Origin of the sequence: Micromonospora rosaria (genome assembly GCF_001567585.1) — a bacterium.
GTDB classification, from domain to species: Bacteria; Actinomycetota; Actinomycetes; order Mycobacteriales; family Micromonosporaceae; genus Micromonospora; species Micromonospora rosaria.
Genome location: NZ_LRQV01000020.1, coordinates 1 through 14,747, shown reverse-complemented (window position 1 = coordinate 14,747; position 14,747 = coordinate 1). Strand labels below are relative to the sequence as shown.

14 protein-coding genes are annotated in these 14,747 nt (G+C 74.0%); 4 read left to right on the top strand and 10 right to left on the bottom strand.

What is annotated here, in order from left to right; translation table 11 throughout:
- Positions 1-177: 177 nt before the first annotated feature.
- Both AWW66_RS08525 and AWW66_RS08520 read right to left on the bottom strand, forming a co-directional pair.
- A complete protein-coding gene (locus AWW66_RS08525; RefSeq protein ID WP_067362316.1) occupies positions 178-669 on the bottom strand; it encodes a hypothetical protein in 492 nt (163 codons plus the stop codon).
- Complete coding sequence (locus AWW66_RS08520; RefSeq protein WP_211271875.1) at positions 666-1,952, bottom strand: serine hydroxymethyltransferase; 1,287 nt, start codon at positions 1,950-1,952, stop codon at positions 666-668. Before AWW66_RS08520 ends, AWW66_RS08525 begins: the two co-directional genes overlap by 4 nt.
- A 35-nt stretch (positions 1,953-1,987) precedes the next feature.
- On the opposite strand from AWW66_RS08520, the gene AWW66_RS08515 reads away from it, so the two are divergent.
- Positions 1,988-3,445 (top strand): SDR family oxidoreductase, encoded by a 1,458-nt coding sequence (locus AWW66_RS08515; RefSeq protein WP_067362313.1) that lies wholly within the window; start codon positions 1,988-1,990, stop codon positions 3,443-3,445.
- Positions 3,446-3,560: 115 nt separating this feature from the next.
- Here AWW66_RS08515 and AWW66_RS08510 read toward each other — a convergent pair whose 3' ends face one another.
- The 4 genes from AWW66_RS08510 to prmC all read right to left on the bottom strand — a co-directional run bounded on the left by AWW66_RS08510 (position 3,561) and on the right by prmC (position 8,006).
- Positions 3,561-5,675, bottom strand: a complete 2,115-nt coding sequence (locus AWW66_RS08510) for a transglycosylase domain-containing protein (protein WP_067362310.1) — start codon at positions 5,673-5,675, stop codon at positions 3,561-3,563.
- Positions 5,676-5,809: 134 nt separating this feature from the next.
- Positions 5,810-6,424 carry an arsenate reductase/protein-tyrosine-phosphatase family protein gene (locus tag AWW66_RS08505; RefSeq protein WP_067362307.1) on the bottom strand — a complete coding sequence of 205 codons (615 nt, stop codon included), beginning with the start codon at positions 6,422-6,424 and terminating at the stop codon, positions 5,810-5,812.
- Complete coding sequence (locus tag AWW66_RS08500) at positions 6,424-7,071, bottom strand: L-threonylcarbamoyladenylate synthase (protein WP_067362440.1); 648 nt, start codon at positions 7,069-7,071, stop codon at positions 6,424-6,426. Before AWW66_RS08500 ends, AWW66_RS08505 begins: the two co-directional genes overlap by 1 nt.
- Positions 7,071-8,006 (bottom strand): peptide chain release factor N(5)-glutamine methyltransferase, encoded by a 936-nt coding sequence (gene prmC / locus AWW66_RS08495; RefSeq protein WP_067362304.1) that lies wholly within the window; start codon positions 8,004-8,006, stop codon positions 7,071-7,073. Before prmC ends, AWW66_RS08500 begins: the two co-directional genes overlap by 1 nt.
- 135 nt (positions 8,007-8,141) lie before the next feature.
- Between prmC and AWW66_RS08490 the strand changes: the two genes are divergently transcribed.
- On the top strand, positions 8,142-9,689 hold the full coding sequence (locus tag AWW66_RS08490) for a GGDEF domain-containing protein (protein ID WP_067362437.1): 1,548 nt from the start codon (positions 8,142-8,144) through the stop codon (positions 9,687-9,689).
- 31 nt (positions 9,690-9,720) lie between these two features.
- On the opposite strand, the gene AWW66_RS08485 is transcribed toward AWW66_RS08490, so the two are convergent.
- Entirely contained in the window at positions 9,721-10,473 is a 753-nt protein-coding gene (locus tag AWW66_RS08485; RefSeq protein WP_245648047.1) for a helix-turn-helix domain-containing protein, read from the bottom strand.
- Positions 10,474-10,657: 184 nt separating this feature from the next.
- Here AWW66_RS08485 and AWW66_RS08480 point away from each other — a divergent pair, with 184 nt between their 5' ends.
- Positions 10,658-10,987 carry a hypothetical protein gene (locus AWW66_RS08480; RefSeq protein ID WP_067362301.1) on the top strand — a complete coding sequence of 110 codons (330 nt, stop codon included), beginning with the start codon at positions 10,658-10,660 and terminating at the stop codon, positions 10,985-10,987.
- An 8-nt stretch (positions 10,988-10,995) separates the two neighbouring features.
- Positions 10,996-11,262 (top strand): flavin reductase, encoded by a 267-nt coding sequence (locus AWW66_RS08475; protein ID WP_067362298.1) that lies wholly within the window; start codon positions 10,996-10,998, stop codon positions 11,260-11,262.
- A gap of 131 nt (positions 11,263-11,393) precedes the next feature.
- Here AWW66_RS08475 and prfA read toward each other — a convergent pair whose 3' ends face one another.
- The 3 genes from prfA to rho all read right to left on the bottom strand — a co-directional run.
- Positions 11,394-12,482 (bottom strand): peptide chain release factor 1, encoded by a 1,089-nt coding sequence (gene prfA, locus AWW66_RS08470; protein ID WP_067362294.1) that lies wholly within the window; start codon positions 12,480-12,482, stop codon positions 11,394-11,396.
- Between the two features lie 127 nt (positions 12,483-12,609).
- Entirely contained in the window at positions 12,610-12,834 is a 225-nt protein-coding gene (rpmE, locus tag AWW66_RS08465) for a 50S ribosomal protein L31 (RefSeq protein WP_067362291.1), read from the bottom strand.
- Positions 12,835-13,261: 427 nt separating this feature from the next.
- The coding region (gene rho, locus AWW66_RS08460; RefSeq protein ID WP_067362288.1) for a transcription termination factor Rho at positions 13,262-14,747 on the bottom strand (1,486 nt) is incomplete at its 5' end.

Here is a 14,747-nt window from a genome sequence, read left to right as displayed (position 1 = left end):
TCAACCGCGGCTCAGACTACTCCTGTACCCCACGACAGGGCAGCCCGACCGGCCGGACGAAAATCCGACATGAACGGCCAGTGACCGACCGGTTCCGGGTACGCCGCGACGATCGGTCACCACGACACCGGCCCGCCGCGCGGCACCGGCCGTCACCTGCGGGTACGCGCGCCGGGCTCAGTCGCCGCTCGGCTGCACGTACGGCAGCGGGGTGCGTAACGCCCAGGTCAGGTGGGCGCCGGTCCAGACGATCACGGCGACGATGACGCCCACCCCCAGGTCGGGCAGCCCGGCCCACCCGGTGGCCGCCACCGCCGACATCGCCACGCCGAGCATCACGATCTTGATCCCGTAGGTGACCAGACCGAACGGCATGATCAGTTTCGGGTTGACCGCGTCGGCCCAGGCCACCGAGAGCCCGGAGACCAGGTAGCTGGCCACCACCAGGCCGATCCCGGCGGCCACCCCGGCCGCGCTGGTCGAGCCGCGCCAGAGCGCCGCCACCGGCACCATGAGCAGGGCCAGCACCGCGCAGGCGACCAGCGTGTACCGCAGGAACGGCAACCGGGCCCGGATCGCCCCCGGCTGGCCCGCCGGGGGCGCGTCGGTGGTGAACCGGGCCGCCCGGGAGTCGTCCGTCGACGGCCGCCCCGCCTCCGGCGCGCTCATCGGGGGTACGCCGGGAACTCGGCGACCAGCTCGGCCACCTCGGCCGCGATCCGGGCCGTCGCGTCGGCCCCGCCGGGGTCCGCCGGGTCGGTCCGCACCGCCCGCCCGATCAGGCCGGCGATCCGGCGCATCTCGCCCTCCCGCATGCCCTGGGTGGTGACGCTGGGGGTGCCCACCCGGATGCCGGAGGCGACCATCGGCCGCTGCGGGTCGTACGGGATGGCGTTCTTGTTCAGGGTGATCCCGGCGGCGTCGCAGCGGGCCTCGGCCTCGGCCCCGGTCACCCCCAGCCCGCGCAGGTCGATCAGGGCCAGGTGGGTGTCGGTGCCCCCGGAGACCGGGCGCATCCCCTCGTCGGCCAGCCCGGCGGCGAGCGCCCGCGCGTTGTCGACCACCCGGGCGGCGTACGTGCGGAACTCCGGCTGGGCGGCCTCGCGCAGCGCCACCGCCTTCGCCGCGACCGCGTGCATCAGTGGCCCGCCCTGGGTGAACGGGAAGACCGCCTTGTCGATCCGCTGGGCCAGCGACTCCCGGCAGAGGATCATCCCGCCCCGGGGACCGCGCAGCACCTTGTGCGTGGTCGCGCAGACCACGTCGGCGTACGGCACCGGGGAGGGGATCGCCCCGCCGGCGACCAGCCCGATGAAGTGCGCCGCGTCCACCACCAGGTACGCCGAGACCTCGTCGGCGATCTCCCGGAACCGGCGGAAGTCGATCAGGCGCGGGTACGCGGTCGCGCCGCAGATGATCATCTTGGGTCGGTGGGCGCGGGCCAGGTCCCGGACCTCGTCGTAGTCGATCAGCTCGGTGTCGGGGCGGACCGGGTACCCGACCGTGCCGAACCAGCGGCCGGAGAAGTTCACCCGGCTGCCGTGGGTGAGGTGGCCGCCGTGCGGCAGCTCCATCGCCAGCACGGTGTCCCCCGGCTGCACCAGCGCCGCGTACGCGGCCAGGTTGGCGCTCGCCCCGGAGTGCGGCTGGAGGTTGGCGTGCTCCGCCCCGAACAGCTCCCGGGCCCGGGCAATGCCGATCTCCTCGGCCCGGTCCACCTCGGCGCAGCCGCCGTAGTAGCGCCGTCCCGGGTACCCCTCGGCGTACTTGTTGGTCAGCGTCGAGCCGAGCGCGGCCAGCACGGCCGGCGAGGTCAGGTTCTCGCTGGCGATCAGTTGCAGGCCGCCCCGGAGCCGGTCCAACTCGCCGAGAACCACCTGCGCGATCTCCGGGTCGACGGCGCTGAGCTGGTCGAAGTCCGGCCCCCAGAAGGTGGGCGTTGCGATGTCCACAGCGACCGAGTCTATGGGGCCGCACACTGGAGACCGTGAGATGCCTGGTCACCGGTGCCACCGGATACATCGGCGGACGGTTGGCGCCCCGGCTGCTGGCCGAGGGGCGGACCGTCCGGTGCCTGGCCCGCACCCCCGGTCGACTCCGGGACGTGCCGTGGGCCACGCAGGTCGAGATCGTCGAGGGCGACCTGCGCCGCGCGGAGACCCTGCCGGCCGCGATGCGCGGGGTGGACGTCGTCTACTACCTGGTGCACTCGCTCGGACAGGCCGGGTTCGAGGCCGCCGACCGCGAGGCCGCCACCAACGTCGCGGCGGCGGCCCGGGAGGCCGGCGTACGCCGGATCGTCTACCTGGGCGGGCCGGAGCCGACCGAGGCGGAGGTCTCGGCGCACCTGCGCTCGCGCGCCGAGGTGGCGCGGATCCTGCTGGCCAGCGGGGTGCCCACCGCCGTGCTCCGGGCGGCGGTGATCATCGGCTCCGGGTCGGCGTCGTTCGAGATGCTGCGGTACCTGACCGAGCGGCTGCCCGTCATGGTCACCCCGCGCTGGGTGCGCAACCGCATCCAGCCGATCGCGGTCCGCGACGTGCTGCACTACCTGATCGGCTGCCTGGACCTGCCGGCCGGGGTGAACCGGGCCTTCGACATCGGCGGCCCGGACGTGCTCACCTTCACCGACATGATGCAGCGGTACGCGGCGGTGGCCGGGCTGCGCCGCCGGATCGTGGTGCCGGTGCGCCCACTGACCCCGACGCTCTCCTCGTACTGGGTCGGTCTGGTCACCCCGGTCCCCAACCGGATCGCCCGTCCCCTGGTGGAGAGCCTGGTCCACGAGGCGGTGGCGCACGAGCACGACATCGCCCGGTACGTCCCCGACCCGCCCGGCGGGCTGACCGGATTCGACGCGGCGGTCCGGCTGGCCCTGACGAAGGTCCGCGACGCCGACGTGGAGACGCGCTGGTCGACCGCGTGCGGGCCGGACGCGGCGGCCGAGCCCCTGCCCACCGACCCGCAGTGGTCCGGCGGCTCGTTCTACACCAACGTGCAGGAGCGGCTGGTAACCGCCACCGTGCCCGAGTTGTGGCGAGTGATCGAGGGGGTCGGCGGCGAAAACGGCTGGTACTCCTTCCCGCTGGCCTGGGCGGTCCGGGGCTGGCTGGACCGGCTGGTCGGCGGGGTGGGGCTGCGCCGGGGGCGGCGCGACCCGCACCGGCTCCGGGTCGGCGAGGCGCTGGACTTCTGGCGGGTCGAGGAGATCGTCCCCGGCGAACTGCTACGGCTGCGCGCCGAGATGCGCCTGCCCGGCCGGGCCTGGCTGGAGATGCGCGCCGAACCGGCCGGAGACGGCCAGAGCCGGTACGTGCAGCGGGCCGTCTTCCTCCCGCGCGGCCTGGCCGGGCACGCGTACTGGGCGGCGGTGGCCCCGTTCCACACGGTCGTCTTCGGCGGCATGGCCCGCAACATCGCCCACCACGCCGAAACCCCCCGGTAAGGAAGGGCCCCCTGTTAACGCTTCCGGTAGAGCAGGGGCCCCTTCTTAACACCGCCGCCCGCCACCCGGTACCCGGCGGGCGGCGGGCAGCGGGCGGCGGGCACGCGGGCGGCGGTCAGTTGCCGGCGCGGGCGCCGGTGACCTGGTTGGCGATCACCTCGCTGGGCGGAACGAAGTCCCGGACCGGCTGACCGGCCAGACCGGTGGCGAGCACCTCACCGACCACGTCGACCAGGTGCGCCTGCACCGCCCTGCCGACCGCGTCCCCCGGGTCGTCGGGGTTCGTCGCTATCGAGGCGACCGCGAGCTGCGGGGTGAAGGCGACCACCGTCTCCGTGCCGTACCCCTCGGAGCTGCCGGTCTTGCCCGCCACCGGGCGGCCCAGCCGGGGCCGCAGGCCGGCGGCGGTGCCGGCGCCGGTGCAGCCGCCGTACATCGACTGGTCGCCGACCGGGCAGCGGGCGGCGTCGGTGGCGGCGCGGGCCACGTCGGTGTCGAGCACCTGCCGGCAGTCCGGGCGGGCGGCGGGGACCGGGCGGCCGGCGGCGTCGGTGATCGTCAGCACCGGCAGCGGCTTGCAGTACCTGCCCTCGGCGGCCACGGTGGCGTACGCCCCGGCCAGGTCCAGCGGGGTGGTGGCGGCCACCCCGAGGGTGAACGGCCCCCAGTCCTTCGCCCCGTACCGGGCCAGCCGGGCGTCCTCCTCGGCCCGCAGCACGATGCCGAGCCGCTCGGCCATCTCCACCACCCGGTCGGCCCCGACCTGCCCGGCCAGCCAGGCGAAGTACGTGTTGACCGAGCGCTCGAAGGCGTCCCACATGGTCCGGGGGCCGTTCTGCGTCTCGGGGGTGGAGTTGCTCGGGCACCAGAAGCCGTCGCACCCGTTCGGCCCGCTGACGGGCCACTCGGTGACCAGGCGGGACGGGGCGGTGAAGGTGGTCCGCAGCGGGAGCCCGGCCTCCAGCGCGGCGAGCATGGTGAAGAGCTTGAACGTCGACCCGGCCTGGTAGCCGACGATGTCACCACCGCCCGCCACCAACTGGTTGACCGTGTTCGGGTGGTTGCGCTGGCCGGGCGGGTTCGCCGCGACGCCGTAGCGGCGGTTGACCGCCATGGCGAGCACCCGGCCGGTGGTCGGCTCGACCACCGCCGTCGGCGCGGCCCGGCGGTCGCCGATGCCGTACACCCGCAGCACCTCGCGCTGGGCGGTCGCCTGCACGGCCGGGTCGAGCGAGGTGACGATGCGGAAACCGCCCCGCCGCAGGGTGCGCTGCCGTTCCTCCGCCGAGGCGCCGAAGGTGGGCTGGGTGTTCCACCAACGGGTGAACCAGTCGCAGAAGAAGCCCCAGTCGTTGCGCGCGTCGGGCACCGCCGTGCAGTCGTTCGGGGTGTGGCTGGGGCGCAGCCCCAGCGGCGCGATCCGGGCCCGCTCGGCGTCGGCGGCGGCGACCTGCCCGGCGGCGACCAACTGGTCGAGCACGTACCCCCGGCGGGCCAGCGCCGCGTCGGCGTCGCCGTCGATCGGGTCGTCGTTGTCGGGCGACCGCAGCAGCCCGGCCAGCAGCGCCGCCTCAGCGAGCGTCAGGTGCCGGGGCGACTTGGAGAAGTAGCGGTGGCTGGCGGCGGAGACCCCGTACGCGCCGGAGCCGAAGTACGCGATGTTCAGGTACCGGGTCAGGATCTCGTCCTTGGTCAGCTCCCGCTCCAGCGCCAGGGCGTACCGCATCTCCTGGATCTTGCGGGCGTTGCTGATCTCGGTGGCCGCCCGCCGCTCCTCCTCGCTCAGGCGCGGGTCGCTGCGCAGCACGTTCCGGACGTACTGCATGGTCAGCGTGGAGGCGCCCTGCCGGGGCCCGCCGCGCTGGTTGGCGGCGAACGCCCGGATCACCGCCCGCACGTCGACGCCCCGGTGCTGGTAGAAGCGCAGGTCCTCGGCGGCCACCACGGCCTGCCGCAGCACCGGCGCGACCTCGGCCAGCCGCACGTCGGTGCGGTTCTCGGCGTAGAACGAGGTGATCAGGGTCACCCCGTCGTTGGCGTAGAGGTTGGAGCGCTGGGCGGTGGGTGGCGTCCGCAGTGAGTTGGGCAGTTCGGCGTACGGGCCGATGACGGAGCGCACCCCGATGCCGAGCAGCAGGGCCGCCGGCAGGGCCGCCACGGCCAGCGCCAGACCGGCCAACAGGCCGGCGATCAGCACGGTGAACAGTGTGTGGAGTCGGGTCCGGATCATCAGCTTCCCCCGCAGGAGCCGGTCGCTGGGACCCGTTCAGCATGACCAGAGATGAGCCGCATCCACGACCAAACGGCCACGAATCCGGAGAAAGCTCGCACAAAGGACGCTTTCGGGGGACGGCACCCCCCGGATCAGGGCAGCAGGACGGCCGCGAGCGGCCGTACCGTCTCCTCGATCTCGTCGGCGACCCGGTGGAAGCACTGGTCGCCCCGTCCCCACGGGTCGTCCAGGTCGTCGGCGGGCAGCGAGGCGGCCCCCTCGCGGGCCGCGTGCGCGGCGTCGACCAGGGCCACCCCCCGGGCGTACACCGCGTCGGGGGTCGCCGCCGCCGGTGGCAGCGCGTCGGCGTCCACCGCCGCCAGGAGGCGGCCGAACTCACCGAGCACGAAGGTGCGCCCGGCGGCGTCCGGCCGCAGCGCCACGACGTACTCCTGCTGGTCGGCGGTGGCGGTGAGGACCAGGTCCGCCGCGTCGATCTGGTCGGAGCGCAGCTTGCGGGCGGCGAACCCGGCGACGTCACCGCCGCGCGCGGTGACCTGCCGGGCCGCCGGCGGGTTCATCTCCTCGCCGGCGTGCCACCCGCCGGTACCCGCGCTGTGGCTGTGCACCAGCTCGTCGGCGCGGCCCGGGTCGGTCGGCCCCTGCCGGCCCAGCCGTTCCTGCACCTCACGGGCCAGCAACCGCTCGGCCATCGGGGAACGGCAGATGTTGCCCATGCAGACGTGCAGGACGGTGAACGGGGGCACTACCCCACCCGGCTCTCGACGATGTCCGGCACCACGTCCCGCAGCTTCTCCAGCGGGATCGCCCCGGCCCGCAGGAGCTGCGGCTCCTCGGTGGTGAGATCCACGATCGAGCTGGGCACCGGGTCCGGGCACGGCCCGGCCTCCAGGTACGCCCGCACGGAGTAGCTGAGCTGGTCACGCGCCTGTTCGGCGGTGGTCGCGGCCGGCTGCCCCGTCTTGTTGGCCGAGGAGACCGCCATCGGCCCGGTCTCCCGCAGCACCTCCAGCGCGACCGGGTGCAACGGCATGCGGACCGCCACCGTGCCGGTCTTGTCGCCGAGGTCCCACTGGAGGCTGGGCGAGTGCTCGATCACGATGGTCAGCGGCCCCGGCCAGAACGCCTCGACCAGGTCCCGGGCCGCCTGGGGCAGGGTGAAGACCAGCCCGTCGAGGGTGTGCCGGGATCCGATCAGCACCGGCGGTGGCATCTGCCGGCCCCGCCCCTTGGCGTCGAGCAGGGCCTTCACCGCGTACGGGGCGAAGGCGTCGGCGCCGATCCCGTAGACGGTGTCGGTCGGCAGGACGACCAGCTCGCCGTTCTTGACCGCCTCGATGGCCGCGGCGACGCCGCGGTCCCGATCGGCGGGCGACCGGCAGTCGTAGAGCATCACGAGGAGAAAGTCTGCCACGTCGTGCCCCCGGCACCGTGGCTGGCGTCCGACCGGCGGGACGCGGTGGCGTACCGGGGCCGCCCGGCGAGGTCCGCGTGGTCCCCGACGTCGGTGAACCGCCCGTCGGCGGCGAACAGGTCCGGCACGACCCGACCGTGGCTGTCGTCGTGCTCCACCCCCAGTCCTCCGCCGGGGCGCAGCAGCCGCGCCGCCACCGCGACCAGCGGCCGGATCACCGCCAGGCCGTCGGCGCCGGCGAAGACCGCCTCGTCCGGGTCGTGGCCGGCCACCTCCGGGGGTACGGCCACCGCCCGGGGCACGTACGGCGGGTTGCAGAGCAGCACGTCGACGGTGCCGGCGAGCCCGGCGAGCAGGTCCGGGTCGGTGACGTCGCCGACCACCACCTCCACCGGCCGGTCCCCGGCGGCGGCCCGCTCCGCCACGTTGCGCCGCAGCCACACCAGCGCCTCCGGCGAGCGCTCGACCGCCACCACCCGGGCGGCCGGCACCTCCTGGGCGACCGCGAGGGCGATCGCCCCCGAACCACTGCACAGGTCCACCACCAGGGGGCCGGTCACTGTCCCGCCAGCCCCGACGGTCCCGGCGGGCGGGCGGGTGGCGGTCGCGGCGCGGGCCCGGCCGATCCCCCAGCCGGCCAGCAGCTCCGTCTCGGGTCGGGGCACGAACACCCCCGGACCGACCGCGAGTTCCAGATGTCGGAACGCGGCCCGGCCGGTGAGATGCTGCAACGGCTCCCGGGCCGCCCGGCGGTGGACCAGCGCGCGCAGCCGGGCGAGCTGGTCGGGACCGAGCGGGTCGGCCAGCGCCAACCGCCCTCGGGGCACGTCGAGCACGTGGGCGACGAGCAACTCCGCCTCGACCCGGGCCGGTTCGACGCCGGCCGCGGCCAACTCCCGGGCCGCCGCGGCCACCGCCGCCGAGGGTCGCTGCGGTTCCGTACCCCTCGGGGGGTGTCCTAGACCGGCCGTCACGGGATAATCATGATGGGTCCGGAGCGTCCGCGGCGAATCGGCGGGCGCGGGCACACACCGACGAGAGGGGTGCGGGTGGGCTGGCTCGACCGGGTCACCGACCAGGTTGATGCGCTCACGCAGGCCCGGTCTTTGCAGGAAGCAAGTTGCTCGGCCGAGGCGTACACGATCCTGGACCAGGTGATCCGCACCACCACCGACCCGTACGCGCGGGCGGACGCGCTGGTGCAACGCCTGTCGGCACTGATCAATCTCGGTCGTACGGCAGAATTCACCCGAGCCATCGAGGAGGCCTCCGGCACCGTCCGGGACCTCCCCGAGCCCTACCTGCACGGGCACCTCGACGCGCTGGCCGCGCTCGCCGCACAGCACCAGGGCGCGCTGGACCGCTGCGTCACCCACCTGGTCCGGGCCGCCCGCGCGCTCGGCGCGGTGGGGGACGTCGACCGGGACACCGCCTGGGCCTGGCACGACCTCGCCATGGCCTACTCGTACCTCGGCTTCCACGGGTACGCGCTGGGCGCGATCGAGCGGGCCCGGCAACTCGGGGTGAGCGTGGGCATCCCGGAGGAGACCTTCGCCGCCCCCGGCATCCGGCTGCGCAACGCGCTCGCCCTCGACCACAACGGCGACAGCGACGGCTGCCTGCGGGTGCTCCGCGACATCGCCGTCGACCTGGAGCGGTACCTGGGCGCCGGCCGCGCCGACTCGCTGCGGCCCAGCAGCCTGGCCGCGTACGGATACGCCGCCGCCCGCCGGGCCGCCCTCGGCGACCCGGCCACCCGGGGGGACGCCGACCCGATCCGGCTCCTCGGGTACGGCGGGGACAGCGCCCGCGCCCGGGACATGCGCCAACTCGGGCAGGCCTGCCTGGCGGTCGCGGACGGCCGCCCGATCGAGGCGGTCACCCGGCTGGACCGGGCCCGGGTCTCCAACGAGACGCTGGGCGCGGCCGAGCCGGCCCGGCTGCGCAGCATCGCGCTCGGCCGGGCCGGGGACCACGCCGCCGCCCACCAGGCCGATCGGTTGGCGTTCCGGCTCGCCGCGCACCGCAACGACCGGCTCCGCGACGTCTACATCGACGGCGTCGCCGCCCGGATCGACCACGAGGAGATGCGCCGCGAGGCCGCCCGGTACGAGGGCGAGGCGCTCACCGACCCGCTGACCGGGCTGCCCAACCGGCGTCGGCTGGAGCGGTACATCGCGGCGACGGTGAGCCGGGGCGAGCGGGTGGTGATCGGCGTCTGCGACCTCGACGGCTTCAAGGCGGTGAACACCCGACACGGCCACCACTCCGGTGACCTGGTCCTCCAGCGGGTCGCCGGGGTGATCAACCGGGTGATGCGACGCGGCGACTTCGTCGCCCGCTACGGCGGGGACGAGTTCGTGGTGGTGCTGGCCGGGGCGGGGATGACCGAGGCCGCCGAGGTGGGCCGCCGGATCGGCGCGGCGGTGCGCACCGAGGACTGGGAGTCCCTGGTCCCCGGCACCCCGGTCGGGGTCAGCGTCGGCTTCGCCGAGGTCAGCGGCTCCGGGCCGTCACTGCGCAGCGCCCTGCACACCGCCTTCGAGGAGGCCGACCGCGCCATGCTGGGCACCAAAACCCAGTCCCGTACCCCCTGACCCGGCCCACCGCCGTCGGCGGCGGCCGTGACTACGTGACGAGGTCGCCCCGGTCGGCGGGTGCGGCGTCCGCCCACAGCGCCTCGAAGTGCTCGGCGTACCGGTCGAAGAGGCCGCCCTCGCCGCGTCGGCGCAGGTGCAGGGTCACCGAGTCCTGGCCCAGCCCGGCACCGATGTGGGTGGCCACCACCGCCTCGTCGTCGAAGATCCAGACGGACATGGCGATGTGCCGGTCGGAGAGCCGGACCGGCAGGGTCGACGGTGATTTCGCGATCTCGGCCCGGCTCATCGCGATGCGCGTCGAGAGGGTCAACGGCGTCGCCTCGACCCGCTCGCGCTCGGCCGTGACGGCGCTGGCCGGATCACCCAGCAGGAACCGGACGTCCGCCCCGGCACCGGCCTTGGCCCCCAGGCTGGCCGGAGCTCCGGCCACTTCCAGCCAGACGAAGTAGCTCGTGTACCCACCGAACCACAGCCGCGTCCCGGCCCGCCCGATCAGGTCGCCGAAGAGCGAGCGCGGCAGGTCGGAACGACGGGGATAGACACCGACGATCTCGCGGTCGGCTCCCAGCTTGACCGCGCGCCGGACGACATCGGGCCACAACACATCCACATCTTTCCTCAGGACGGTGGCAGCCCGCACCCGGGAGCGCGGGTGCGGAACCCGGCCCCGGCTGACCCACCGCTCGACGGTCTTCGGGTCGACGTCGCAGCGCGCGGCCAGGTCGCCGACGGTCATACCGGCCACGGCGAGCGCCTGCCGGAGGGCTTCGTTTCTCGGCATCGTGGGGACCTCCCGAAAACGTCCCCCGATGATCCCATCCCGGCGGTTCAACCGTCCGCGACGCGCTGGCAACGTTCCGTACGTGCGGCGCGACCGGCAGAGGGCTTCTGTCCAGCCCTGACAGCTTCCCACCGGGTTGGCGGGCACCCCCTTCCACTCCACCACCGGATCAGGGAGCCCGACGATGTCCATCCGGCCCGGCGACGTGTTCCTGCTGACCAGGGCGGCGAGCGTGCAGTTCGCCCGCCCGATCACCGTCCGGGTGATCCACCACCACGCCGACCGACCCACGTACCACGGCTGGACCTGGATCGACTGCTACCAGCTCGACGCCCGGGGCGACGCGGTCGCCCGCCGCGAGCTGTACGTCATGCCCGCCGGGATGGTCCGGCAGACCGACCCGCCGGCGGCGTCCGGCCGGGTCGCCGTCCGGCGCGCGACCGCGCAGCAGGTGCCCCGCCGCGCCGGTGGGAACACGCCGACCCGCCGTCGCGCCGCGCGGGCCGAGCCGTGAGTCGCCACGTGAACCAACGCCGGTACGGCAGCCGCCGCCGGGGTCACCTGCCGACCCGTCCGACCTGGCGCTGCCGGGGCTGCGGCATCGCCTGGCCCTGCTCGGCGGCGAAGCTCCGGCTCCTCGGCGAGTACCGCGAGGACCGGGCCGGGCTGCTGGACCACCTGGCGGCGCTGCGCGACGAAGCCGCCGGCCACCTCACCGGGCTGGGCCAGCCGGTCCCGCCCGCGCTGCTCGACCGTCGCTTCGTGGCCTGGGCCCGACCGACCGGGTAGCGGGCCGGCCCGCCGGCCGCCGATCCGGGCAGCGGGCACACCGCGCCCGCTCGCCACCGCGCCCCCGGCGGCGTGGTTAACAAGGGGCCCTTCCTCTACCGAAAGTGTTAACAGGGGGCCCCTCCTTACACCTAGCGGCGGGCGAGGTCGGGGGAGCCGGCGAGGCGGGCCGCGCGGTCGGCCTCGGCGAGGGCGTCCAGGACGCCGTCCAGGTCACCGCCGAGGGACAGGTCGAGGTTGTACGCGGTGTAGCCGATCCGGTGGTCGGTGATCCGGTTCTGCGGGAAGTTGTAGGTGCGGATGCGCTCCGAGCGGTCCACGGTCCGGACCTGGGCCTTGCGGGCGTCGGAGGCGGCGGCGTCGGCCTGCTCCTGGGCGACGGCCAGCAGCCGGGCCCGCAGGATCCGCATCGCCTGCTCCCGGTTCTGGAGCTGGGACTTCTCGTTCTGGCAGGAGACGACGATGCCGGTGGGCACGTGGGTGATCCGCACCGCCGAGTCGGTGGTGTTCACCGACTGGCCGCCGGGCCCGGACGAGCGGAAGACGTCGATCCGCAGGTCGTTCGGGTCGATGGTGACGTCCACGTCCTCGGCCTCGGGCAGCACCAGGACGCCGGCCGCGCTGGTGTGGATGCGGCCCTGCGACTCGGTGACCGGGACGCGCTGCACCCGGTGCACCCCGCCCTCCCACTTGAGCCGGGACCAGACGCCGTTGCCGCCGTCCGGCACCCCCTTGGACTTGATCGCCAGCGAGACGTCCTTGACCCCGCCGAGGTCGGAGTCCTGCGCGTCGATGACCTCGGTGACCCAGCCGCGCCGCTCGGCGTACCGGGTGTACATCCGCAGCAGGTCCCCGGCGAACAGGGCGGACTCCTCGCCGCCCTCGCCGGCCTTGATTTCGACGATCACGTCCTTGGCGTCGTGCGGGTCGCGCGGGATCAGCAACTCCGCGAGGCGCTCCTCCAGCGCCGGCAGGGTCGCCGCGATGGACTCGGCCTCGGCGGCGAAGGAGGGGTCCTCGGCGGCCAGTTCCCTCGCCGCGACCAGGTCGGCGCGCGCCTGCTCCAGCTCACCGGCCGCCTTGTGCAGCGGGACCAGTTCGGCGTACCGGCGGCCGACCCGACGGGCGGTGCCCTGGTCGGTGTGCAGCTCCGGGTCGGCCAGCCGCTTCTCCAGCTCGGCGTACTCGTCGAGGAGGGCGGCCAGGCGCTCGCTGCTCATGCGGGGATGCTCCTTCGACCACGATCAGGATGGAACCGGGCAGACATGGAAATCGGGGTGGAACCGGCAGACATGAAAGTAGCGCCCGCGCCCGGCGGAAACCGGACGCGGGCGCCTGACGCGCGTGTTACTTGGCCTTCTTGGCCTGAACCTTGGCGTACTTCTGCTGGAACTTCGCGACCCGGCCCGCGGTGTCGAGCACGCGCTGCTTGCCCGTGTAGAACGGGTGGCACGCGCTGCAGGTCTCGGCGTGGATCGAGCCGCCCTTGGCGGTGCTGCGGGTCGTGAACGAGTTGCCGCAGGAGCAGGTGACCTGGGTCGTCACGTACTCCGGGTGGATGTTTGCCTTCATGTCGCCTCGGTCCTTTCGTGGATGGTCGCCGGGTCGCCCGGGTGAGGTGCCCCCGACGGTGTGGTCGGGACGGGCGTGAACCGGAACCGGTGGCCGATTGACCAGTGTGCCACGGGCTTGCGCCGACCCGGCAACCGGGCCGCACAGCTCCCCCAACACGCTCCGGACCACCCGCATTCCCGGCCCGGCCCGGACCATGACCGTGACCGGGGTGACCCGTCTCATCGCCACGCCGGCCCGGAACCGACGGCGGCCGGACGGGACACCGGGGGCAGGTCCCGGCCAGGGAGCCGACCCGGACACCGGGACCGCATCGACCGGATGCAGGCGGAACGGGACGAATCCGGTTGCCGGTCTTGCGGGCCTGAGCACCGGAAAGGGGCCCGACCGCGAACGGCCGTGCCCCTTTCTCGGGTGCTGCGACGGGCTACTCGCCCGGCGCCGACTTGGCGATCTGCATCAGGAACTCGATGTTGGTCCGGGTCTGCTTGAGCCGGTCCAGCAGGAGATCCAGCGCCGCCTGCGAGTCCAGCGAGTGCAGGACCTTGCGGAGCTTGTGCGTGATGGCCAACTCCTCCGGCGCGAGCAGGATCTCCTCCTTACGGGTGCCGGAGGTGTGGATGTCGATGGCCGGGAAGGTCCGCTTGTCGGCGATCTTCCGGTCCAGCTTCAGCTCCGCGTTACCGGTGCCCTTGAACTCCTCGAAGATGACCGTGTCCATCACCGAACCGGTCTCCACCAGGGCGGTGGCGAGGATGGTCAGCGACCCGCCGTTCTCGATGTTGCGGGCCGCGCCGAGGAACCGCTTCGGCGGGTAGAGCGCCGTCGAGTCGATACCACCGGACATGATCCGGCCGCTGGCCGGCGCCGCCAGGTTGTACGACCGACCGAGCCGCGTCACCGAGTCGAGCAGCACGACCACGTCGTGGCCCAGCTCGACCAGGCGCTTGGCCCGCTCGATCGCCAGCTCGGCGACGGTGGTGTGGTCCTGCGGCGGGCGGTCGAACGTGGCCGCCACGACCTCGCCCTTCACCGACCGCTGCATGTCGGTGACCTCTTCGGGCCGCTCGTCGATCAGGACCACCATCAGGTGGCACTCCGGGTTGTTGTGGGTGATCGCGTTGGCGATCGCCTGCAACACCATGGTCTTACCGGCCTTGGGCGGCGACATGATCAGCGCCCGCTGGCCCTTGCCGATCGGCGTGACCAGGTCGATGACCCGGGTGGTGAGGATGTGCGGCTCGGTCTCCAGCCGCAGCCGCTCCTGCGGGTACAGCGGGGTGAGCTTGTAGAACTCGGGACGGCGGCGGGCCTCCTCGGGCTCCATGCCGTTGACCGTGTCCAGCCGCACCAGCGGGTTGTACTTGTCCCGCCGCTGCTCGCCCTCGCGGGCCGCGCGCACCGCACCGGTGATCGCGTCGCCCCGGCGCAGGCCGTACTTCTTGATCTGGGACATCGAGACGTACACGTCGTTCGGGCCGGCCAGGTAACCGGTGGTCCGGACGAAGGCGTAGTTGTCCAGCACGTCGATGATGCCGGCCACCGGGACGAGCACGTCGTCCTCGCTGACCTGCGGCTCCCGGCCGCCGCCGCCCTCGACGCCCTCGGCACGGTCGCCACGGCCGCGCCGACGGTCGCGGAAACGGCTGCGCCGGCCCCGCCGGCCGCCGCCCTCGCCGTCGTCGTCGCCGTCGTTGTCCCGCTCGGCGCGCTCGGCGCGCTGCCCACGGTCGTTGCGGTCGCGGTCGTTGCGGTCCCGGTCGTTACGGTCCCGGTCCCGGTCGTTACGGTCGCCCCGCTCGTTGCGGTCGCCGCGCTCGGCCCGCTCGGCCCGCTCGCCGCGGTCGCCACGCTCGTTGCGGTCGCCGCGCTCGGCCCGCTCGCCCCGGTCACCGCGCTCGTTGCGCTCGCCC